The sequence below is a fragment of the Aquitalea palustris genome, assembly GCF_003693445.1.
Lineage (GTDB): Bacteria > Pseudomonadota > Gammaproteobacteria > Burkholderiales > Chromobacteriaceae > Aquitalea > Aquitalea palustris.
Genome location: NZ_RFAR01000096.1, coordinates 1 through 21,994, shown reverse-complemented (window position 1 = coordinate 21,994; position 21,994 = coordinate 1). Strand labels below are relative to the sequence as shown.

Sequence of the window (21,994 nt, the reverse complement as noted above, 5' to 3'; positions counted from 1 at the left end):
GTTTTACCCCTGTGTAAGCTCGATGGAATCGAACATGCCACCCAGACCAACAGTCAGCGGATGTGCCGTTGCCAGACGTACCGTGTCAGCCGGCAGGCTGTCATCGGCCTCGACCAGCACCTTGAGCTCGCCAGAACCCTGACGTAGCAAGCCTTCCTTGCCGGCGGCCACATTCAGGCGGGCCAACAGGCTGGAGTGCGCACGGGCAACCGGTGCAGTAGCATCAGCAGTCTGCTGCAGCGACTGGGCACGGCGGCAGATGGCATCAGCCTGGTACAGCGGCACTTCACCGATACGCACCAGACCGGTGGTCACGGCTGCATTGATGGCTACATCGCCCAGTGCATTATTGAAGGCGGACTCAATGGAACCCTTGGCCAGCAATTCGGCACGGACTTCTTCAGCACTGTTCTGCTCGAAGCCGGTCAGGCCGAGCATATTGCCCAGCACACGCAGTACCTTCCACGCCGGACGGGTTTCGCCCAGTGGTCGGACCACGCCGTTGAAGGACTGCAGCTTGCCTTCCATATTGACGAAGGAACCGGCAGTTTCCGAGAACGGGGCAATCGGCAGCAGCACATCGGCGTAATCCAGCAGACCTGCGCCTTTGTAGGCAGTCAGTGCGATGACGGTGGCAGCCTGCTTCATGGCGGCCACGGCAGCTTGCGGATTGTAGCTGTCGAATTCCACTTCGGTATTCAGCAGGAAGTAAGCCTTGCGCGGCGCGGCGATCATCGCAGCGGCGTTCAGGCCAGCCGTGGCGGCGGCACCAAAAGCGGCACGGTGCGGCAAGGCACCCACCAGCTCGGCACCGGTGCTGTTGGCAGCTTCAGCCAACAGGCCAAAACGTGCACCAGTCAGCGCGGAAATTTCCTGCGCCAGCTTCAGCAGCTGGGCAAAGGCCGGATGGTGTTGCGCCACATTGCCCAGCACGATGGCAGCCGATTCGGCACCGGTCAGGCTGGCAGCGATGGCTTGCGCCTCGGCACCCACGACAACAGCAGCCAGATCAACAGCAGTCTGAGCGGACTTGATCTCAACCACCGCCTTCAGTACCTGGGCCAGCGCATTGACCAGTGCCAGCGGCGATACGATCAGCTTGGCATTGACTGCAGTCAGCAGGGTATCGCCGGCAACGTGGATCACATTGAGCGCACTACCCTTCTTCACTGCCTGACGCAGATGGGAAGCCAGCAGCGGTTGTTCTTTGCGCTGGGTGCTACCCACCACCAGGATGGACTTGGCGGCAGTCAGTTCGGCAATGCTGGAACCCAGCCACTGCGCACCCTGCTGGGCGGCATCGGCGGAGAAGTCACTGCGACGCAGACGGTAGTCGATATTGTTGACACCAAAGGCACGGGCCAGCTTCTGCGCCAGATACAGTTCTTCAGTGGTGGAGTGCGGGCTGGTGAGGAAGCCGATGGCATCCTTGCCGTGATCGGCCGATACGCCGTTCAGGCCCTTTACCACATAGGCCAGCGCGGTTTCCCAGTCGGTTTCGTGCCACTTGCCGTCAAACTTGATCATCGGCTTTTGCAGACGCTCAGCCGAGTTCAGGCCTTCATAGGAGAAGCGGTCGCGGTCGGCGATCCAGCACTCGTTGATGGCTTCGTTTTCCAGCGGCAGAACACGCATCACTTCGTTGCTCTTGACCTGAACCACCAGATTGGAACCCAGACCATCGTGCGGGCTGACCGATTTGCGGCGCGACAGCTCCCAAGCACGGGTGCTGTAGCGGAAAGGCTTGGAAGTCAGTGCGCCCACCGGGCAGAGGTCGATGACGTTGCCGGAGATTTCCGAATTAACGGTCTTGCCGAGATAAGGCATGATTTCCGAGAATTCGCTGCGGTTGGCCATGCCAATTTCCTGGAAGCCGCCGATTTCTTCGGTGAAGCGCACGCAGCGGGTGCAGTGAATGCAGCGCGACATTTCTTCAGCGGAAACCAGCGGACCCATGTCCTTGCCGACTACGCTGCGCTTTTCTTCCTGATAACGGGAAGAAGAGTTGCCATAGCCTACGGCCAGATCCTGCAGCTGACACTCGCCGCCCTGATCGCAGATCGGGCAATCCAGCGGGTGATTGATCAGCAGGAATTCCATCACGCCGGCTTGCGCCTTCTTGGCCATGTCGGAATGGGTATGCACCTTCATGCCGTCGGTCACCGGCGTAGCGCAGGCGGGCAGCGGCTTGGGTGCTTTTTCCACTTCCACCAGACACATGCGGCAGTTGGCCGCGATGGACAGTTTCTTGTGGTAGCAGAAGTGAGGGATGTAGGTGCCCACGGAATGGGCGGCATCCATCACGGTACTGCCTTGCGGGACAGTCAGTTTTTTACCGTCGATTTCGATTTCAAGCATCGCTCAACACCATTTGTGGTCCACCAAGGGCTTCTTGTGTTCGATCAGGTACTCGAACTCATTACGGAAGTGCTTGGTGAAACTGCGAACCGGGAACACGGCAGCATCTGCCAGTGCACAGATGGTACGGCCGGCCATGTTATTGCCTACCGAATCCAGGAGCTCCAGATCACCCGGACGGCCTTCGCCCTGGGCAATGCGATGGATCACCTTGTACAGCCAGCCGGTGCCTTCACGGCACGGCGTGCACTGGCCGCAGGATTCTTCGTGATAGAAGTAGGCCAGACGCTCCAGCGCCTTCACCATACACACATCTTCATTCATCACGATGACAGCGCCCGAACCCAGCATGGAGCCGGCCTTGGCAATGCTGTCGTAGTCCATGGTGCATTGCATCATGACATCGCCGGGCAGGATCGGAGCGGAAGAACCACCCGGGATCACTGCCTTGAGCTTTTTGCCATCACGCATGCCGCCAGCCATTTCCAGCAGTACCGAGAACGGCGTGCCCAGCGGAATCTCGTAGTTACCCGGACGATTCACATGGCCCGACACGGAGAACAGCTTGGTACCACCATTGTTCGGCTTGCCCGCTTCCAGGAACTTCGCCGCACCATCACGAATGATGAAGGGCACGGAAGCAAAGGATTCGGTGTTGTTGATGGTGGTGGGCTTGCCGTACAGACCGAAGCTGGCCGGGAACGGTGGCTTGAAACGTGGCTGGCCTTTTTTGCCTTCCAGCGATTCCAGCAGCGCGGTTTCCTCACCACAGATGTAGGCACCATACCCATGATGGGCGAACAGATCGAAGCTGAAGTCGCTACCGAGGATGTTGTTGCCGAGGAAACCGGCCTGACGGGCTTCATCCAGTGCGGCTTCGAACAGCTCGTACTCTTCGAAGATTTCACCATGGATGTAGTTGTAACCGGCCTTGGTCCCCATGGCGTAACCGGCAATGATCATGCCTTCAATCAGCGCATGCGGATTGAAACGCAGGATGTCGCGGTCCTTGAAGGTACCCGGTTCACCCTCGTCGGTATTGCACACCACGTATTTGTCGCCCGGGAAGGAGCGCGGCATGAAGCTCCACTTCAGGCCGGTGGGGAAACCCGCACCGCCACGGCCGCGCAAGCCGGAATTTTTCACTTCGGCAATCACGTCCTCTTGCGCCATCTTGGATTCGATGATGCGACGCAGGGCCTGGTAGCCGCCACGGGCCACGTAGGCCTCCAGCTTCCAGCAGTCCTGTGCAGAGGTATCGATGCCGTCGAAAATCACACCATTGACGAAGACTGCCATTAGTTCAACTCCGCCAGTTTCTTGTCGATTGCTTCGGGCGTCATGAAGCTGCACATCTTGTGGTTGTTCACCAGCAAGACCGGCGCATCGCCGCAGGCACCCATGCACTCCCCTTCCAGCAAGGTGTACTTGCCGTCAGCACTGGTTTCGCCAATGGCGATGCCCAGCTTCTTGGAGATGTACTCGGCAGCATTCACGCCACCGGACAAGGCACAGGGCAGGTTGGTACACACAGTAATCTTGTACTGCCCAACCGGCTTCATGTCGTACATATTGTAGAAGGTGGCAACTTCGTAGGCTGCTACCGGCGGGATTTGCAGGTAGTTGGCTACGAATTCGATCACCTCGGTATTCAGGCAACGCTCTTCCGGTGTCTTGCCGGCTTCACGGCGCTCCACCAGGGCAATGCGCAGCGCGCCCATGACCGCCGAGCGTTTCTGGTCGGCCGGATACTTGGCGACTTCGCGGTCAATGGCGGCGAGTGATTGTGCGGATAGCATTAGCGGTCGATCTCCCCAAACACGATATCCTGGGTACCGATGATGGCCACCACGTCGGCAATCATGTGGCCCGTAGCCATTTCATTCAGGGCTGCCAGATGGGCAAAACCCGGGGCACGGATTTTCAGTCGGTACGGCTTGTTGGCGCCATCGGATACCAGATAGATACCGAACTCACCCTTCGGGTGTTCTACCGCGGCGTAGGCTTCGCCTTCCGGCACATGCATGCCTTCGGTAAACAGCTTGAAATGGTGGATCAGGTCTTCCATATTCGACTTCATGCCTTCGCGGGAAGGCGGAGCCACTTTATGGTTGTCGGTGATGACCGGACCCGGATTGTCACGCAGCCAGGCAACACATTGCTGGATGATGCGGTTGGACTGGCGCATTTCTTCAACACGCACCAGATAGCGATCATAGCTATCGCCACCCTTGCCCACCGGAATATCAAAGTCCAGGCGGTCGTAGACATCGTAGGGCTGCTTCTTGCGCAGATCCCACTCGATGCCGGAGCCACGCAGCATCGGGCCGGAGAAACCCAGATTCTTGGCACGTTCCGGGCTGACTACGCCAATACCAACCGTACGCTGCTTCCAGATACGGTTATCGGTCAGCAGGGTTTCATATTCGTCGACATAGCCAGGGAAGCGCTTGGTGAAGTCGTCAATGAAGTCCAGCATCGAACCCTTGCGCCCTTCGTTCAGGCGCGCCAGTTCCTTGGCGTTCTTGATCTTGGATACGGTGTACTGCGGCATGGAGTCCGGCAGATCACGGTAAACGCCACCCGGGCGGAAATAGGCGGCATGCATACGGGCACCAGACACGGCTTCGTAGCAGTCCATCAGATCCTCACGCTCACGGAAAGCGTACAGGAACATGGTCATGGCGCCGATGTCGATGGCGTGTGCGCCAATCCACAGCAGGTGGTTCAGGATACGGGTGATTTCGGCAAACATCACACGGATGTATTGCGCGCGCAGCGGCACTTCAATCTGCAGCAGCTTTTCGATGGCCAGGCAGTAAGCGTGCTCATTGCACATCATGGACACGTAGTCGAGACGATCCATATACGGCAGAGACTGGATGAAAGTCTTGCTTTCAGCCAGTTTTTCGGTACCGCGATGCAGGAGACCGATATGCGGGTCGGCACGCTGAATGACTTCACCATCCAGTTCCAGTACCAGACGCAGTACGCCGTGAGCTGCCGGGTGCTGGGGACCGAAGTTCAGCGTGTAGTTACGGATCTCAGCCACCGTAGTTCTCCTCACGAATGATGCGCGGGGTGATTTCGCGCGGCTCAATGGTGACCGGCTGGTAGATCACGCGCTGCTGGGTCGGGTCATAACGCATTTCTACATGACCGGACAGCGGGAAGTCCTTGCGGAAAGGATGGCCGACAAAGCCATAGTCGGTCAGGATGCGACGCAGGTCAGGGTGACCTTCAAACACGATGCCGAACAGGTCGAAGGCTTCGCGCTCGAACCAGTTGGCGGCATTCCATACCGGATTGACCGAGGCGAGCAGCGGGAAGCTGTCATCTTCGGCAAATACACGCAAACGGATACGGAGATTGTGCTTGAGCGACAGCAAGTGATAGACCACGGCAAAACGCGGACCATCCCAAGCCTCGTCACGGTAGGCGCTATAGTCCATACCGCACAGGTCAATCAGTTGTTCGAAAGAAAGTTCAGCATGATCACGCAGCGTGGTAGCCACGGCAATCAGATCTGCCGCCTTGCAGACGATGGTCAGTTCATCGAGGGCCAGCGTGCTTGAAACAAGCTTGTCGCCCAGCACCCGCTCGACGACCGATCCCAATGCTTCCATTTTCTTGGAGGCCATAAGTGCTTACCTTATCGGGCGATGGTGGAGGTGCGTTTGATCTTGTTCTGCAACTGGATGATGCCATACAGCAGTGCTTCGGCAGTCGGCGGACAGCCTGGCACGTAGACATCGACCGGCACGATGCGGTCACAGCCACGGACGACGGAATAGGAATAGTGGTAATAGCCACCACCGTTGGCACAGGAGCCCATGGAGATGACCCAGCGCGGTTCCGCCATCTGGTCATACACCTTGCGCAGTGCTGGTGCCATCTTGTTGCACAACGTACCGGCCACGATCATCAGGTCAGACTGACGGGGGCTGGGACGGAAAACGATGCCGAAACGGTCCAGATCGTAACGTGCGGCACCAGCGTGCATCATTTCCACAGCACAGCAGGCCAGACCAAAGGTCATCGGCCACAGCGAACCGGTACGGGTGTAGTTGATGAGCTTGTCGGCCGTCGTGGTTACGAAGCCTTTTTCCAGAATACCTTCTACTCCCATTCCAGCGCTCCCTTTTTCCACATGTAGACGAAACCCAGGGTCAACACACCCAGGAATTCCACCATTACGCCAAAGCCATACGCACCCAGTTCTTTCAGGACCACAGCCCAGGGAAACAGAAATGCAATTTCCAGATCGAACAGAATGAAAAGAATGGCAATGAGGTAATAGCGAACGTCAAATTTCATGCGTGCATCTTCGAAGGCCTCGAATCCGCACTCATAAGGAGAGAGTTTCTCAGGGTCAGGACGATTGGGTGCGAGGACCTTGCCAAGAACAATAGGACCCACGCCAACCAACAATCCGACGATGACAAACAACAGAATGGGAAAATAATTTTGCAGCATTTCCCGTACACCCCCAAAAAAAGGAGGAATTACCCTCCTTGGCTCCAAATAAAATAGGCCACCGGAATCCCGGTGGCCTATTTTTGAATGGTGGTGCCGACAGTGAGACTCGAACTCACACAGCCTACGGCCACTACCCCCTCAAGATAGCGTGTCTACCAATTTCACCATGTCGGCACAATATAACTTTACTGTCACTCCGGAATTTTAGACGTCGTGCCCGAAGCTTTGCCAGTGGTTGCCCCGACCGGGATTTGCGGCGCAACTTGTTCAACCTTGCCACCCATCACACCCAGATCTGTTTTTCCGCCCCCCGACAGATAAACAAGGGTGAGACTCGTGGAGAAGAATACAACCGCTGCAATCGCAGTGGTTCTACTCAAAAAATTCGCAGAGCCAGACGCACCAAACAGACTTCCGGAAGCGCCGCTGCCGAAAGCTGCACCCATATCCGCACCCTTGCCATGCTGCATGAGGACAAGGACGATAATCGTCACTGCGGAGAGCAGGTTAACAACCCAAATAAGCGTCTTAATAAGTTCCATACTATATCAATTTTCCTGCGGCCTGGCAAATCATCCTGAATGATCCGGCGTCCAGAGATGCCCCACCAACAAGGGCTCCATCGACATTGTCTGTCATCAGGATTGACTCGGCATTCTCTGCCTTTACACTGCCGCCGTAGAGGACGCGAATACTAGCGGATGGCTTGGCATTTTGCAAGCACCACGTTTTGATGGCGCTGTGAATTTCGGCGATCTGCTCCAGCGTCGCCACCTTGCCAGTGCCGATAGCCCACACCGGTTCGTAGGCAATCAGGTACTCACCGGCGTTGATTTCAGCCAGTACGGCCAATTGCTGATAGATCACTTCCAGGTAGTCGCCCTGCTCGCGCTGCTCCAGCGTTTCGCCCACGCACAACACCGGCACGATGCCAGCAGCAAGCGCATTGTTCATCTTGGCCAGCAGCTGCGGATTATTCTCGGCAAAATACTGGCGCCGCTCGGAATGGCCAACCAGAACATAAGCACAACCAATATCCTGCAGCATGGCGGCCGAGATTTCACCGGTGTACGCTCCGTCACTGGCAAAGGCACTCACATCCTGTGCCGCCAGGCGGATGGACCGCCCTTGCAGACGTGCCCCCAGGGCTGCCAGATATACCGCAGGAGCCGCCACCCCGACCCAGGGCTGATCGCATGCCGGCTGTTCCAGCAAGGCATCCACCAGGGATTGCGCGCTCTGCGCGCGGGTGTTCATCTTCCAGTTTCCGATTATCAGCTTGCCTGCCATGTCCGGGTGCCTCCGTTTAAGTGCTGCGGATTATATCCCTAGTCCCGTCATCGTCAAAACTCCGCAATCTGCTTTTCCACGACTTGTAATATTTCTGAAAACTATAGGGGATAGGATGCGCCTCAACACCTCGCAGGGCCTTACCCTAATAATTCAGGAGCAAGCATGAAACAGTCCGTACGTCTGGTCGCCTCGCTGGCCTTGTCCGCCGGCTTCGTCGCTGGCGCAGCCATGGCTGCCGACATTACCGGCGCCGGCGCAACTTTCCCGTATCCCTTGTATGCAAAGTGGGCAACCGCTTACAAGGCTACGACCAATAACAGCATGAACTACCAGTCCATCGGCTCGGGTGGCGGCATCAAGCAAATCCAGTCCAAGACTGTTGATTTCGGTGCTTCCGACATGCCGCTGAAACCGGAAGAGCTGGAAAAATCCGGCCTGACCCAGTTCCCGACCGTACTGGGTGGTGTTGTTCCGGTACTGAATGTTCCGGGCATTGCAGCCGGTCAGGTTAAGTTTACCGGTCCTTTGCTGTCTGACATTTTCATGGGCAAGGTTTCGAAGTGGAATGACCCGGCCATCGCCAGCCTGAACCCGGGCGTGAAGCTGCCGGATCAGAAGATCACCGTGGTTCGCCGCTCCGATGGTTCGGGCACCACCTTCATCTTCACCAACTACCTGTCCAAGGTTTCCAGCGAATGGGCCAGCAAGGTTGGTTCCAATACCTCGGTTAACTGGCCTGCCGGCGTCGGTGGCAAGGGTAACGAGGGTGTGGCCAACTATGTAACCCGCATCAAGGGTTCCATTGGTTACGTGGAATATGCCTACGCCAAGCAGAACAAATTGTCTTACGGTCAACTGAAGAACGAGTCTGGCAGCTTTGTCGCTCCGAATGACAAGTCATTCCGTGCTGCTGCTGCCAACGCTGACTGGAAAAAGGCTCCGGGCTTCTACCTGCTGCTGACCAACCAGCCTGGCAAGGATAGCTGGCCGATTGCTGGTGCCACTTTCATCCTGATGCACAAGAAACAGGACAAGCCGGCACAAGGTACCGAAGTACTGAAGTTCTTCGACTGGGCTTACAAGAATGGCGACAAGACCGCTCTGGAACTGGATTACATCCCGATGCCGGATAGCGTGAAGGCCGTGATTCACACCAGCTGGAAGCAGATCACCGACGCCAGTGGCAAGCCGGTTCTGAACTGAGTGCAGCATGGCGACACCGGCCTGCAGCGCGCAAGCTGATGCAGCTGCCGGTGTGGCACCAAGGCCGGGGTGAGCAACCCCGGCTTTTTGTCTGAGACGCGACCGAGTATCCTCATGGAAAAGTTCAGCAATAACCAGCAAATGCAGCGCCAGATGCTGCTAGACAATATCTTCAGGGTATCCACTCGCTGCTTTGCCTTTTTGGTATTGGCCTTGCTGGTGGGCATCCTGATTTCCCTCATTATTGGTGCCATGCCCAGCCTGAGCCGTTTTGGCTGGAGCTTTCTGGTCGATAGCGACTGGGACCCGGTCGGACAGAAGTTTGGCGCACTGGTGCCGGTCTTTGGCACCCTGGCCACTTCGGTGATCGCCCTGCTGATTGGCGTACCGGTCAGCTTTGGCATTGCCGTGTTTCTGACCGAGCTTTGCCCTAATGTCCTCAAGCGTCCGCTGGGTATTGCCGTCGAACTGCTGGCAGGCATTCCCTCCATCATTTATGGCATGTGGGGCCTGTTCGTGTTCGCCCCCCTGTTTGCCGACCACGTCCAGCCGGTACTGATCGACAATCTGGGCGACATTCCGCTGATCGGCCTGCTGTTCCAGGGCGCACCGATGGGGATTGGTGTTTTTACTGCCGGGCTGATTCTGGCGGTAATGGTGATTCCCTTTATCGCTTCGGTGATGCGCGATGTATTTGAAGTGGTGCCGACCATGCTGAAGGAGTCTGCTTATGGCCTGGGCTCCACCACCTGGGAGGTGGTCCGCTATGTCGTACTGCCTTACACCAAGACGGGTGTGGTGGGCGGCATCATGCTGGGGCTGGGCCGCGCACTGGGTGAAACCATGGCAGTGACCTTCGTGATCGGTAACTCCTCGCGCTTTGCCGTTGGCCTGTTCGAGCCGGGCCAGTCGATTTCCTCGGCCCTGGCCAACGAATTTGCCGAGGCGACTGGCGAGTTCCACATGGCCTCGCTGATTGAACTGGGTCTGATCCTGTTCTTCATCACCTTCGTCGTTCTGGCCTGCGCCAAACTCCTGTTGCTGCGTTTGCAGAAACAGGAAGGCAAGGCATCCTGACAAGGCGCTATCATCATGGCTAACAGCACATTGAGCGAATCCCTGAACGTTCAGGATCGCAGCGGAAGCAGCAGCACCATGAATACTTCTATCTATCGTCGTCGCCGTCTGGTGAACGCCTTCAATATGGGTGCATCCACCCTGACGATGGCTTTTGGCCTGTTCTGGCTGTTCTGGATTTTATTTACCCTGCTGCAGCACGGCCTGTCCGGCATCAATTTGCAGGTGTTCACCCAGAGCACGCCGCCACCCGGTAGCCAGGGCGGTCTGGCCAATGCCATTTACGGCAGCCTGGCCATGACCATTTCCGGCACGCTGATCGGCACGCCTATCGGCATTCTGGCTGGCATCTATCTGGCGGAGTTCGGTCAGCGCGGCTGGCTGGCACCGGCCACCCGTTTCATCAACGACATCCTGCTGTCGGCACCGTCCATCGTGATCGGCCTGTTTGTCTATGAAGTCTATGTGGTCAGCGTCGGGCACTTCTCCGGCTGGGCCGGTTCGCTGGCGCTGGCACTGCTGGTGATTCCGGTCGTAGTGCGCACCACGGAAAACATGCTGCGCCTGGTCCCCAATACCCTGCGCGAAGCCGCCGCCGCACTGGGCGCTCCGCAGTGGAAAATCACCCTGTACGTGACCTTGCGCTCGGCCAAGGCCGGTGTGCTGACCGGCATCCTGCTGGCCATTGCCCGTATTTCGGGTGAAACCGCACCGCTGCTGTTTACCGCGCTGAACAATCAGTTCTTCAACAGCAATATGAACCAGCCGATGGCCAACTTGCCCATCGTGATTTTCCAGTTTGCCATGAGCCCGTACGAAGACTGGCACACCCTGGCCTGGACCGGTGCGTTGCTGATTACCCTGAGCGTGTTGACGCTTAATATTCTTGCCCGCTGGATGGGCAGCCAGAAAACCCAATCGCATTAAGGCATGACGACTATGGCTGATAACAACGTCAAGCTTCAGGTCAAGAATCTGAACTTTTTTTACGGCAACTTCCACGCATTGAAGAACATCAATCTGGATATTGCCCCGCGCATGGTCACGGCCTTCATCGGACCGTCCGGCTGCGGTAAATCCACACTGCTGCGCACCTTCAACCGCATGTACGAGCTGTATCCGGGGCTGCGCTCCGAAGGTGAAATCCTGCTGGACGGCAATAACATCCTGGGCCGCGACGTGGATATCAACCTGCTGCGCGCCAAGGTGGGCATGGTGTTCCAGAAGCCGACCCCCTTCCCGATGTCCATCTACGACAACATCACCTTCGGGGTGAAGCTGTACGAGAAGCTGGCCAAGACCGAAATGGACGACCGGGTGGAGTGGGCACTGCGCAAGGCTGCGCTGTGGGATGAGGTGAAGGACAAGCTGAAGCAGTCTGGCAATTCGCTCTCTGGTGGCCAGCAACAGCGCCTGTGTATTGCCCGTGCCGTGGCATCCCGCCCCGAGGTGTTGCTGCTGGACGAACCGACCTCGGCACTCGACCCGATTTCCACTGCTCACATCGAAGAACTGATTCATGAGCTGAAAGAGGACTACACCATCGCCATCGTGACGCACAATATGCAGCAGGCGGCCCGGGTGTCCGACTTCACCGCCTATATGTATCTGGGCGAGCTGGTGGAGTTCGGTGAAACCGACAATATCTTCACGGCGCCAAAACAAAAGGCTACCGAGGATTACATCACCGGCAAATTCGGCTGATTCTGCCCTCCCCCAGCGACACCCCGCCTGCTTTCATGCACGCGGGGTGTTGTTTGATGTGGTGGCCGATTTCCGCTTGAAATCGCACCAGTAGCCTGCGGCAAACCCTGAAAAAACCGGGCGAAAGACCAGGCTGTCAAGAACAGCCCCATTGCCACGACGGGAAAACGACAAGCCCGGTTTTTTTTGATCCATTTACTTGACGCATGCAGGCCTGGACACAACAATCCCGGCTTTCCTTTACACGATTTTCACGATCATGCTGGACCTCTTTGCAGGGCTGGACACCCATGTGGCCATCACCCTGGTTTTGTCGCTGGGCTTTGTCCTGGCCTTCGAGTTCATCAACGGCTTTCACGATACGGCGAATGCGGTTGCCACCGTCATTTATACCCAATCGATGAAGCCGCGCCTGGCGGTATTTGCCTCCGGTGTGTTCAATTTTCTTGGCGTACTGACCGGCGGCCTGGCTGTGGCCTATGCCATCGTGCACCTGCTACCGGTGGATCTGCTGGTTTCGGTCAATACCGCACGCGGCATGGCCATGGTGTTTGCCCTGTTGGCTGCCGCCATTGCCTGGAATCTGGGTACCTGGTATTTCGGCCTGCCGGCCTCCAGCTCTCACACCCTGATCGGCGCCATTTTGGGCGTTGGCCTGGCCAATAGCCTGATCAACGGCACCCCGCTGTCGCAAGGTGTGAACTGGGGCAAGGCGATTGATGTCGGAGCCTCGCTACTGTGCTCGCCGCTGGTGGGCGCACTGCTGTCCGGCCTGCTGGTACTGGCCCTGCGCCGTGCCCGCCCGCAGAGCAATATGCACAAGACCCCCTTCCAGCGTCAGCAGGTTGAGGGCCGCAAGCACCCGCCGTTCTGGATGCGTTTCATGCTGATCGTCAGCTCCATGGGTGTGAGCTTCTCGCATGGTTCGAATGACGGCCAGAAAGGTGTTGGCCTGATCATGCTGGTGCTGATCGGCATCGTACCGGCCAAATATGTACTGAATCTGGATAGCACGCCTTACCAGATCGAACGTACCCGCGATGCCGCCCTGCATCTGCAGCAGTTCTACAATCGTCATCAGACGGCTCTGGATACCATGTTCAAGCCGGCCGCCGCTGGCAGCAATATCCACGATTGTCGCCCGCGGGATACCCTGCAAACAGCTGACAAGCTGATTGTTGCCCTGGGAGATGGCAGCACTTATCGCAATCTGCCGGACAACAAGCGCTGGGATGTGCGTACCGACCTGCTCTGCCTGGACGATGCGGCGAAGAAGGCTGGCTCCCTGCCCAATCTAAGCAGCGATGACAAGCAGTTGCTGAGCAATCTGCGCAAGGATCTGACCGTTACCACCGAGTACGCTCCTACCTGGGTCATCATCGCCGTGGCATTGGCACTGGGCGGTGGCACCATGATTGGCTGGCGTCGTGTGGTGAAAACCGTTGGTGAAGGCATTGGCAAGAAAGACATGACGTATGCCCAGGGGATGTCGGCTCAACTGACTGCGGCGGTATCCATCGGCCTGGCCAGTCAGTTTGGCTTACCGGTTTCCACTACCCACGTACTATCCAGTGGCGTGGCCGGTACCATGGTGGCCGACAAGGCTGGCCTACAGTGGTCTACCGTGCGCTCCATTCTTCTCGCCTGGCTGTTTACCATGCCGGTAGCCATGCTGTTGTCTGGCGGCCTGTACTACCTGGCTAGCAACTGGCTGAAGTAATCCTGCCTGCTGCTATCGATCAAGCCGCCCGAGGGCGGCTTTTTCTATGATGCTCATCATGACGGGTCAAATTTGACCTGCATCAAACAAGCAATGACTCACCATTGATTTCGAAATTTATTATTTGCTAATATAATCATGTTTCATCATGGTTTCTCCTTTGTTGTTTGCAGCAATCCCTTGACGCCTCATCCCTGCGGATGGGGCGCTTTTTTTGCCTCATCCCTATCTATCTGCACAGGGATTTGCAACAAGGCAATCTCAGCATGAAACCACCGCCAGCATTCGCTGCCATGCCCCCGCCACCGGGTAGTTCACGGCATGCTCATTCAGGCCTTGAGGAATTGCTCGCGACCAGACAGCCAGCGCTCCAGATGTGCATCCGCCGCCTCTGGCCAGCGTGCAAGGATTTCCGGAGCCAGCTCCCGCGCCGCCTCCAACAGTTCGATATCGTCTTCCAGATTGGCAAAGCGCAGCATGGGCACCCCGCTTTGCCGGGCACCAAGAAACTCACCCGGGCCACGGATCAGCAAATCCTGCCGGGCGATCTCGAAACCATCGACATTCTCGTAAATGACTTTCAAGCGTGCCTTGGCCACATCGGACAGCGGGTTTTCAAACAGCAGCATACACACGCTGCGCGCACTGCCCCGCCCGACCCGGCCCCGCAGCTGGTGCAACTGGGCCAGCCCCATGCGCTCGGCGTGCTCGATCACCATCAGCGAGGCATTAGGCACGTCCACGCCCACTTCGATCACCGTGGTGGCCACCAGGATTTGCAGCTGGTTACTGCCAAAAGCGGCCATGACCGCCGCCTTTTCATCCGCTTTCATCCGGCCATGCAGCAAGCCGACATGCCACTGCCCCAGTTGTGCTGCCAGCTGGCGGTGGGTTTCCACTGCCGTCTGCAGCTGCAGGGTTTCTGACTCCTCGATCAGCGGGCACACCCAGTACACCTGCTGGCCTTCGCTGCAGGTCTTGTGCACGAAGTCGACGACTTCTTCACGGCGGCTACTATTGATCAGCTTGGTGACAATAGGCGTTCGTCCCGGCGGCAGCTCATCGATGACTGACACATCCAGATCGGCGTAAAAGCTCATGGCCAGGGTGCGTGGAATCGGTGTGGCCGACATCATCAGCTGATGGGGTTCCTCGCCCTTTTGCTTGAGCGCCAGCCGCTGGCCGACCCCGAAACGGTGCTGCTCGTCGACAATGGCCAACCCCAGCCGGGCAAAATCCACCCCGTCCTGAAACAGGGCATGCGTTCCCACCACCAGATGGGCCGTACCACTGGCCATCTGCTCCAGCGCCAGCTCTTTCTGCTTTTTGCGCAGGCTGCCGGAGAGCCAGCTGACCGTCAGCCCAAGCGGGGCAAGCCAGCCGGACAACTTGCGATAATGCTGCTCGGCCAGGATTTCCGTAGGTGCCATTAGTGCCACCTGAAACCCCGCCTCGATAGCAGTGAGTGCAGCCAGCGCCGCCACCACGGTTTTGCCGCTCCCTACATCGCCTTGCAGCAAGCGATGCATGGGGTGCGCCTGCGCCAGATCAGCATCGATTTCGCCCAGTACCTTGTGCTGCGCAGCCGTGAGACGGAAGGGCAAGCTGGCAAACAGTGCCTCGCGCAAGCGACCACTACCACGCACTACCGGCGCCCTGCCCTGTCGTCTGGCGCGATAAGCCAGCCGCATCGACAGCTGCTGCGCCATCAGCTCGTCAAATTTCAGCCTTTGCCATGCCGGCAAGGCCGGCTCACTGAGCTGGCTGGCACTGTATTCCGGTGGCGGTGAATGCAAGAGCCGCACGGCATCGGCAAAGCTTTGCAGCTGCAAATGGGCAATAACTGAGGGTGGCAGGGTTTCTGGCAACGGCAGGCTTTGCAGCTCGCTGCGAATCAGCTTGCGCAGCATGGGCTGGGTCACGCCATTGACCGTGGGATACACCGGCGTCAGGCTTTCCGCCAGCGGTGTGCCATCCACCACTTCGCGCGTTTTCGGGTGCACCATCTCGTCGCCATGGAAACCACGACGAATTTCGCCCATGGCACGTACCAGGGCACCATCGGCAAACTGCTTGAGCTGACTGGGATAAAAGTGGATGAAGCGCAGCAGCAGCACGCCGCTGGCGTCTTCTATGCGCACCAGCAACTGCTTGCGCGGACGGAATTGGACTTCGTGAGCGATGACCCGCCCCTCTACCAACACCGGCTGGCCGTAGGGGGCTGCTGTGATGGGATAGAGATGGGTTTCATCTTCGTAGCGCAGCGGCAGGTGCAACACCAGGTCAAAGCGCCGGCGCAGGCCGAGCTTGTCGAGTTTCTTGGCCAGGGCGGGCGCTACATTGAGCGGCTGGCCGGCGAGGTCGTTGGCATGGGTCATCAGCGCCGATTGTACCCAAAAAACAAGGCGGAGGCCGCTGCCGGCACTCCGCCCTGGCTGTCGCACCGGACAGGATTATTGCTGACGTTCCCACACCTGGGTGCGCCCCAGCAGTGATACGCCGAGGAAGCCACGCACTTCCAGCTTTTTGCCACCTTCCACCAGCTTCATCTTGGCGCTGTAAACCTTGCCGTTATGCGGGTCAAGAATCTTGCCGTTGGCCCAGCTGTCGCCATCTTTCTTCAGGCCCCACAGGATGGTCATGCCGTTGACCGGCTTGCCCTTGCGGTCGCCATCGCAGGCCTCACACACCACTTCCGGGTTCTGGAACAGCTTGACGATCTTGCCGGACAATTCGCCGTTGGCGCCTTCGGCAATCTGTACCACCGCCTTGGCTTGCTTGGTGTCATCGTCGATGGTCTTCCAGCTGCCGATCGGGCTGTCGGCCAGTACGCTGTGCGACAATGCGGCCAATCCAAGGGCCAGGGCGGCCGCTTTCCACAACTTGCTCATGATGTCTTTCCTCGTGTTGTCTGTCTTTGTTAAACGCTAGTTTGGAGCTGGGACTCTAGCATGCCAAGGGGTCGGCATTGCGTCAAGTCATACGCTTGTTTCACAAGAGAAACTCCCCCTGCGCCAGCGCCACAACCTTACCGCCGACATAAATACGACGCGCATCATCCACCGTCAAGTGCAATACATTGGGGCGCTGCAATACGGCCCCCTGCTCCACCCGCCATTGCAGCGGATAGCGCTGGTGCAGGCTGCACCAGCCGCCCAGATTGGCGCAGGCCGAACCGGTACCCGGGTCTTCCAGCACTGCACCATCCTGGCCGTAAAACAGCCGCACGGTCGCCACACCATCCGCCTCATGCCACAGATAGGCTACGCTACGGCCGGGATGCAGGCAGGCATCACGCAGAAACAGATCCGCCACCGGGCGTGCGGCCAACACCGCGTCGCGGCTGGCTGCCGCGATCAGCAACTGTTCGCTGCCGGTATTCAGCCAGCTGGGGGTGGCCAGTACCGCCGCTGCCGGCAAGCCCAGCATGGCGGCGGCTTGCTCCATACTCAGGTCGGAGGGACGTTCGCTGGCGGCATTGGCCTGCAGGGTGAACAAACCGTCCTGCTGCCGGATGGGAATCACCCCGGCAGCAGTCTGCAGGGTGAAGGAATCGCCCAGTGATTGCCTGCGATGCAGCACGCTGGCTGCACCAAGTGTGGGATGGCCTGCAAACGGCAGCTCGTGTGCTGGCGTAAAAATGCGCAAATGTGCCGTCACTTGCACGGAAGGCAACAGGAACACGGTTTCCGACAAATTCATCTGCCGCGCCAGCAGCTGCATTTCCAGCTCGCTCAGCCCCTCGGCCTGGCTGAACACGGCGAGCGGATTGCCGCCAAAGGTGCTTTCGGCAAAGACATTGACGATTTCAAAAGTGTAGCGGCGCATGGGGGTCTCGGTTCAGGGTGGGCAAGCCGCATCGTGCAAGTCATTGGCCAGGCTGGCAAGCCGGCTCTGCAAACGCTGTGTTTGCAAGGGAGAACGACTGAGAGACAGCTGACGCTGCAGCGTTTGCTGTCTGGCTTGCAGACGGCGGCAATGTTTGTCTTGCTGCACATGCTGGCGCCGGCGCAACTGCAGCGCCTTGGCTTGTTCCTGTTGCATGGCGCGGGCTTGTTTGGCCGTTTGCTGCCGGCTGTCTTGCAGCTCTCGTAGCTGGTAGGGTTCGCGCGTCACCAGACTGAAGTTGCCACCACGTAGCGTATGGGCAGCGTGATCCGCCGGGCAGGGTTGATCCTGATAGCTGTGTTGTCCGGCAGGGCTGATGCATTTGAATACGGCAGCCTGCAGCACCAGCGGTGTCATGAAACAGATAAGCGGGGAGAGAAAACGATACATGGCCAGCACTCCACCAGGAGGGATAGGACTCCAGATGAAAGCCGATTCCACCTGTGCTGGCTGCTGCGCCATCAGTCAGGGGCAGCCGCACAATAAAAAACAGGCGATCAAGATCGCCTGTTTTTTATTGTGCATGGGTGAAAGATCAACCCAGGAACAGCACTGCCTCGGCTTCCACCTGCACGCCCTTGGGCAGGCTGGCCACACCCACGGCGGCACGTGCCGGGTAGGGTTGGCTGAAGTACTGGCCCATGATTTCGTTGAAGGTGGCGAAATTGGACAGGTCGGTCAGATAGGCATTGAGCTTGACGATCTGGTCCAGGCTGCCACCGGCAGCTTCGCACACGGCCTTCAGGTTCTTGAATACCTGATGGGTTTCAGCGGCAAAGCCACCTTCCACCACGGTCATGGTGGCCGGGTCCAGCGGGATCTGGCCGGACAGGTAAACGGTGTTGCCAGCCTTCACGGCCTGGGAGTAGGCACCGATGGCGGCCGGGGCATGTTCGGTATGGATGATTTCTTTGGTCATTTACTGGTCTCCGTCCCCGAGAAACAGGGTTAACAGGTCATTGAGAAAACGTTGCCCCTGCAAAGTGGGGCGAATGGTGGTGGCATCCTGCTCCAGCAATCCTTGCTGGATGGCCTGCTGCAATTCATTGCGGATACAGGATACAGGCAAACCGGTGCGCTCGGTGAACAGGCGCGTTTCAAAGCCGCCGGTCAGTCGCAGCAGATTCATCATGAATTCAAACGGCAACTCGTCGCGCTTCACCTTGCGGCTGCTTTGCACCGGCTGGCCGGCGGCCACCGCCTGGATATAGGCCGCGGGCTGCTTGTGGCGCATTTCGCGCACGATGCCTTCGTGGCTGCTGATCTTGCCATGCGCGCCGGCACCAATGCCCAGATAGTCGCCAAACTGCCAGTAATTGACGTTATGGCGGCTACGTCGTCCGGGCCGGGCAAAAGCCGAAGTTTCGTAATGCTCGAAACCGGCGGCCGCCAGCCGCGCCTCGATGGCCTCCTGCATATCGGCAGAAATCTCGTCATCCGGCAGATTCTGCGGCGTGCGCACAGCGTACAGCGTATTCGGTTCGATGGTGAGGTGATAGGCCGACAGATGGGTAATGCCATAAGACAGCGCGGTATCCAGATCCTGCAGCGCCTGCTCCACGCTCTGGCCGGGCAAGGCATACATCAGATCCAGATTGACGTTATCAAAACAGGACAGCGCAATGTCGATGGCGCGGCGTGCTTCATCACCATCATGAATCCGCCCCAGCACTTGTAGATGCTGCGGATTGAAGCTCTGGATGCCGATGGACAGGCGATTGATGCCGGCCTCGCGGTAGCCACGGAATTTTTCTGCCTCGAAGGTACCGGGGTTGGCTTCCATGGTGATTTCCGCGTCCGGCGACAGCCGCAGGCGGGCGCGAATACCTGCCAGCAGCGTATCCATGGCCTGGGCAGAAAACAGACTGGGCGTGCCGCCACCCATGAAGATGGTGCTGACGCTGCGGCCCCAGATCGCCGGCAGGCTGTATTCCAGATCGCGCAGCAGGGTTTGCACATAGGCCATTTCATCGAAACCGCCGCTGGCAACGCCCGCTTGCGGATTCCACTGCACGGTCTGGCCGCTGCTATTTTTCAGCTCGTGCGAGTTGAAATCGCAATACGGGCATTTGCGCACGCACCAGGGGAAATGGATATATAAGGACAACGGCGGCAGTTCGCGCAGGCCGCCTTTCAACCCGGACAGGTCAATCACACTCATGCCAGCTCACGCAGTTTGGCCTGCAAAGCCTGCATGGCCTTGCCGCGATGACTGACACGGTTTTTGTCTTCCGCTGCCAGTTGGGCCACGGTGCAAGCAAATTCCGGCAGGTAGAAGTAGGGGTCGTAACCGAAACCGCCCTCGCCTGCTGCCGTGTCCTGCACTTCGCCATACCACATGCCATCGGCCACCAGCGGTTGCGGATCATCGGCATGGCGTACCAGTACCAGTACGCAGTAATACCAGGCACGGCGGTTGGCTTTGCCTTGCAGCTTTTCGATCAGCTTGGCGTTATTGCGCTCGTCCGACTTAGGCTCGCCAGCATAGCGTGCCGACAATACGCCCGGCTTGCCGCCCAGCACTTCCACGCAGATGCCGGAATCATCGGCCAAGGCCGGCAGGCCAGTGACATGGCTGGCGTGACGGGCTTTTTCCAGCGCATTTTCCAGAAAGGTGTAATGCGGCTCCGGGCACTCCGGCACATTGAGCTGCCCTTGCGGAATGACCGTGACGCCCAGCGGTGCGAGCAGCGCGGAAAATTCCTTGAGCTTGCCGGCGTTATTGCTGGCCAATACCAGTTTGTCGAACATGCGGATTCATCCTGTGAATGCAGACCAGACACGCAGAGTAAGCGGCGGCACATGGCGCGTCCACCCTGCTGTCAGAGCGGATTATTCGGTTACGCTGAGGCGGGACGGCATGGCAGCCAGCGCCTGCAGCAGCAAGCCTTCGTCTGCGCCATCCAGCAGCTTGGCGTCGGACAGCATGCGCCGCCACTGACGTGCCCCCGGCATCCCCTGGAACAGCCCCAGTATATGGCGGGCAATATTACGCAGCTTGTGGCCCTCGGCCAGACGGGCGCGGATATACGGCAGCATGGCATCCACCACCTGCTGACGGCTGACAGCAGTGCTGTCATCGCCGTAGAAAGCAGCATCCCACTCGGCCATCAGCCAGGGATTGTGATAAGCCTCGCGCCCCACCATCACACCGTCGACATGGCGCAGGTGCTCGGCGATTTCGGCATTGGTCTTGACGCCGCCATTGATCAGGATTTCCAGCTCCGGTCTTTCCTGTTTCAGGCGGTAGACATAGTCGTATTTGAGCGGCGGGATTTCGCGGTTTTCCTTGGGGCTGAGACCCTTGAGAATGGCATTGCGCGCATGCACGATAAAGGTGCTGCAGCCAGCGGCAGCCACCTGGTCGACAAAGCCGGCCAGATAGTCGTAATGCTCGATCTGGTCAATACCGATGCGGTGCTTGACGGTGACGTCGATGTCCACCACATCACGCATGGCCTTGACGCAGTCGGCCACCAGTTGCGGCTCGGCCATCAGGCAGGCACCGAAGGCACCTTTCTGTACCCGCTCGGACGGGCAGCCGACGTTGAGGTTGACCTCATCGTAACCCCACTGCTGAGCCAGCCGCGCGCACTGCGCCAGTTCGGACGGCTCGGAGCCGCCCAGTTGCAGGGCCACGGGGTGCTCTGCCTCGTCAAAGCGCAAGTGCCGCTCTACATCGCCATACAGCAGCGCACCGGTGGTGACCATTTCGGTATACAGCCAGGTGTGGCGGCTGATTTGCCGGGCAAAATAACGGTAATGGCGGTCGGTCCAGTCCAGCATGGGGGCGACAGACAGGCGGCGTGAGGGCATTGCAGCGCTGGCAGCATGCTGAGCATGAGCCTGGCTCACCACAACGGGAGATTCGTTTCTGTTCATCAGGCCTATTCTTGACCATTTAGGCTGAGTCGCCCGGCATCAAGGTGTGAGTGAACACCATGAACAAGCGTGCCGACTAAGCAATTGAAAAACTTGCAATTATCCCGCCCGGCAGCTGGGTGGGTCAAGAAATAGTCCTGTCCAGACCCGTTGCAGCCGCTGCACGGCAGATAACGGCAGCTCACCCGACGCAACAGCAGGCAGCTGTCTTAACCACCTCATGACCAAAACAGCATGCCATCGCCATTGCGGGCCGATTTTCGGCCATCCCGCAAGACCGCCATCATTCAGTGGCGCGTGTGTTTGCCATGCACTGGTAGTAATACTTATCCGTGCCATTCCACCTTGTCCAGCGCATGTTAGGCGCATAAACTGTTGAACTTTCAACAG

General features: G+C 58.3%; 22 protein-coding genes and 1 tRNA gene. 5 read left to right on the top strand and 18 right to left on the bottom strand.

The genetic code is table 11. From position 1 onward, the window contains the following. Nucleotides 1-3: 3 nt before the first annotated feature. The 10 genes from nuoG to tpiA form a co-directional block, all read right to left on the bottom strand. Entirely contained in the window at nt 4-2,358 is a 2,355-nt protein-coding gene (gene nuoG / locus EAY64_RS18130; RefSeq protein ID WP_103526128.1) for an NADH-quinone oxidoreductase subunit NuoG, read from the bottom strand. Nucleotides 2,359-2,361: 3 nt separating this feature from the next. After that, nucleotides 2,362-3,657: an NADH-quinone oxidoreductase subunit NuoF gene (gene nuoF, locus EAY64_RS18125; protein ID WP_103526127.1), complete on the bottom strand. Its 1,296-nt coding sequence runs from the start codon at nt 3,655-3,657 to the stop codon at nt 2,362-2,364. Then, nucleotides 3,657-4,157, bottom strand: coding sequence for an NADH-quinone oxidoreductase subunit NuoE (gene nuoE / locus EAY64_RS18120; RefSeq protein WP_103526126.1), 501 nt, complete (start codon nt 4,155-4,157; stop codon nt 3,657-3,659). The genes nuoF and nuoE overlap by 1 nt, the downstream gene beginning before the upstream one ends. Further along, nucleotides 4,157-5,410 carry an NADH-quinone oxidoreductase subunit D gene (locus tag EAY64_RS18115; RefSeq protein ID WP_103526125.1) on the bottom strand — a complete coding sequence of 418 codons (1,254 nt, stop codon included), beginning with the start codon at nt 5,408-5,410 and terminating at the stop codon, nt 4,157-4,159. Before EAY64_RS18115 ends, nuoE begins: the two co-directional genes overlap by 1 nt. Continuing rightward, nucleotides 5,403-5,999, bottom strand: a complete 597-nt coding sequence (locus EAY64_RS18110) for an NADH-quinone oxidoreductase subunit C (protein WP_103526124.1) — start codon at nt 5,997-5,999, stop codon at nt 5,403-5,405. Before EAY64_RS18110 ends, EAY64_RS18115 begins: the two co-directional genes overlap by 8 nt. Before the next feature lie 11 nt (nt 6,000-6,010). Continuing rightward, nucleotides 6,011-6,487: a NuoB/complex I 20 kDa subunit family protein gene (locus EAY64_RS18105; protein WP_045847651.1), complete on the bottom strand. Its 477-nt coding sequence runs from the start codon at nt 6,485-6,487 to the stop codon at nt 6,011-6,013. Further along, nucleotides 6,478-6,834: an NADH-quinone oxidoreductase subunit A gene (locus tag EAY64_RS18100; RefSeq protein WP_059284819.1), complete on the bottom strand. Its 357-nt coding sequence runs from the start codon at nt 6,832-6,834 to the stop codon at nt 6,478-6,480. The genes EAY64_RS18105 and EAY64_RS18100 overlap by 10 nt, the downstream gene beginning before the upstream one ends. A 91-nt stretch (nt 6,835-6,925) precedes the next feature. Next, nucleotides 6,926-7,011: transfer RNA gene (locus EAY64_RS18095), tRNA-Leu, on the bottom strand. Nucleotides 7,012-7,028: 17 nt separating this feature from the next. Continuing rightward, nucleotides 7,029-7,379 (bottom strand): preprotein translocase subunit SecG, encoded by a 351-nt coding sequence (gene secG / locus EAY64_RS18090; protein WP_059284818.1) that lies wholly within the window; start codon nt 7,377-7,379, stop codon nt 7,029-7,031. Nucleotide 7,380: 1 nt separating this feature from the next. Then, nucleotides 7,381-8,127: a triose-phosphate isomerase gene (gene tpiA / locus EAY64_RS18085; protein WP_103526123.1), complete on the bottom strand. Its 747-nt coding sequence runs from the start codon at nt 8,125-8,127 to the stop codon at nt 7,381-7,383. Nucleotides 8,128-8,292: 165 nt separating this feature from the next. Here tpiA and pstS point away from each other — a divergent pair, with 165 nt between their 5' ends. The 5 genes from pstS (at nt 8,293) to EAY64_RS18060 (ending at nt 13,834) form a co-directional block, all read left to right on the top strand. Then, entirely contained in the window at nt 8,293-9,333 is a 1,041-nt protein-coding gene (gene pstS, locus EAY64_RS18080; RefSeq protein WP_103526122.1) for a phosphate ABC transporter substrate-binding protein PstS, read from the top strand. A 114-nt stretch (nt 9,334-9,447) separates the two neighbouring features. Continuing rightward, the gene (gene pstC, locus EAY64_RS18075; protein ID WP_103526121.1) at nt 9,448-10,410 is read left to right on the top strand and encodes a phosphate ABC transporter permease subunit PstC; all 963 of its coding nucleotides are present in this window, start codon (nt 9,448-9,450) and stop codon (nt 10,408-10,410) included. Nucleotides 10,411-10,425: 15 nt separating this feature from the next. Next, nucleotides 10,426-11,337 (top strand): phosphate ABC transporter permease PstA, encoded by a 912-nt coding sequence (gene pstA / locus EAY64_RS18070; protein WP_255424555.1) that lies wholly within the window; start codon nt 10,426-10,428, stop codon nt 11,335-11,337. 12 nt (nt 11,338-11,349) lie between these two features. Beyond that, nucleotides 11,350-12,114, top strand: coding sequence for a phosphate ABC transporter ATP-binding protein PstB (pstB, locus tag EAY64_RS18065; RefSeq protein ID WP_059284814.1), 765 nt, complete (start codon nt 11,350-11,352; stop codon nt 12,112-12,114). Between the two features lie 259 nt (nt 12,115-12,373). Then, on the top strand, nt 12,374-13,834 hold the full coding sequence (locus tag EAY64_RS18060; protein ID WP_103526119.1) for an inorganic phosphate transporter: 1,461 nt from the start codon (nt 12,374-12,376) through the stop codon (nt 13,832-13,834). 329 nt (nt 13,835-14,163) lie between these two features. Here EAY64_RS18060 and recG read toward each other — a convergent pair whose 3' ends face one another. From recG to dusA, 8 genes are all read right to left on the bottom strand, one after another. Continuing rightward, nucleotides 14,164-16,212, bottom strand: a complete 2,049-nt coding sequence (gene recG, locus EAY64_RS18055) for an ATP-dependent DNA helicase RecG (protein ID WP_103526118.1) — start codon at nt 16,210-16,212, stop codon at nt 14,164-14,166. 75 nt (nt 16,213-16,287) lie between these two features. Next, entirely contained in the window at nt 16,288-16,725 is a 438-nt protein-coding gene (locus EAY64_RS18050; RefSeq protein ID WP_059284812.1) for a DUF2147 domain-containing protein, read from the bottom strand. 100 nt (nt 16,726-16,825) lie between these two features. Beyond that, complete coding sequence (locus EAY64_RS18045; protein WP_103526117.1) at nt 16,826-17,662, bottom strand: PhzF family phenazine biosynthesis protein; 837 nt, start codon at nt 17,660-17,662, stop codon at nt 16,826-16,828. Nucleotides 17,663-17,674: 12 nt separating this feature from the next. Further along, entirely contained in the window at nt 17,675-18,112 is a 438-nt protein-coding gene (locus tag EAY64_RS18040; protein WP_113024054.1) for a DUF4124 domain-containing protein, read from the bottom strand. A 145-nt stretch (nt 18,113-18,257) separates the two neighbouring features. Continuing rightward, the gene (locus EAY64_RS18035; protein WP_045847662.1) at nt 18,258-18,641 is read right to left on the bottom strand and encodes a RidA family protein; all 384 of its coding nucleotides are present in this window, start codon (nt 18,639-18,641) and stop codon (nt 18,258-18,260) included. Then, on the bottom strand, nt 18,642-19,883 hold the full coding sequence (gene hemW, locus EAY64_RS18030; RefSeq protein ID WP_103526115.1) for a radical SAM family heme chaperone HemW: 1,242 nt from the start codon (nt 19,881-19,883) through the stop codon (nt 18,642-18,644). Next, nucleotides 19,880-20,473 (bottom strand): RdgB/HAM1 family non-canonical purine NTP pyrophosphatase, encoded by a 594-nt coding sequence (gene rdgB, locus EAY64_RS18025; protein WP_103526114.1) that lies wholly within the window; start codon nt 20,471-20,473, stop codon nt 19,880-19,882. The genes hemW and rdgB overlap by 4 nt, the downstream gene beginning before the upstream one ends. Before the next feature lie 81 nt (nt 20,474-20,554). Beyond that, nucleotides 20,555-21,604 carry a tRNA dihydrouridine(20/20a) synthase DusA gene (gene dusA, locus EAY64_RS18020; protein WP_255424554.1) on the bottom strand — a complete coding sequence of 350 codons (1,050 nt, stop codon included), beginning with the start codon at nt 21,602-21,604 and terminating at the stop codon, nt 20,555-20,557. Nucleotides 21,605-21,994 lie beyond the last annotated feature (390 nt).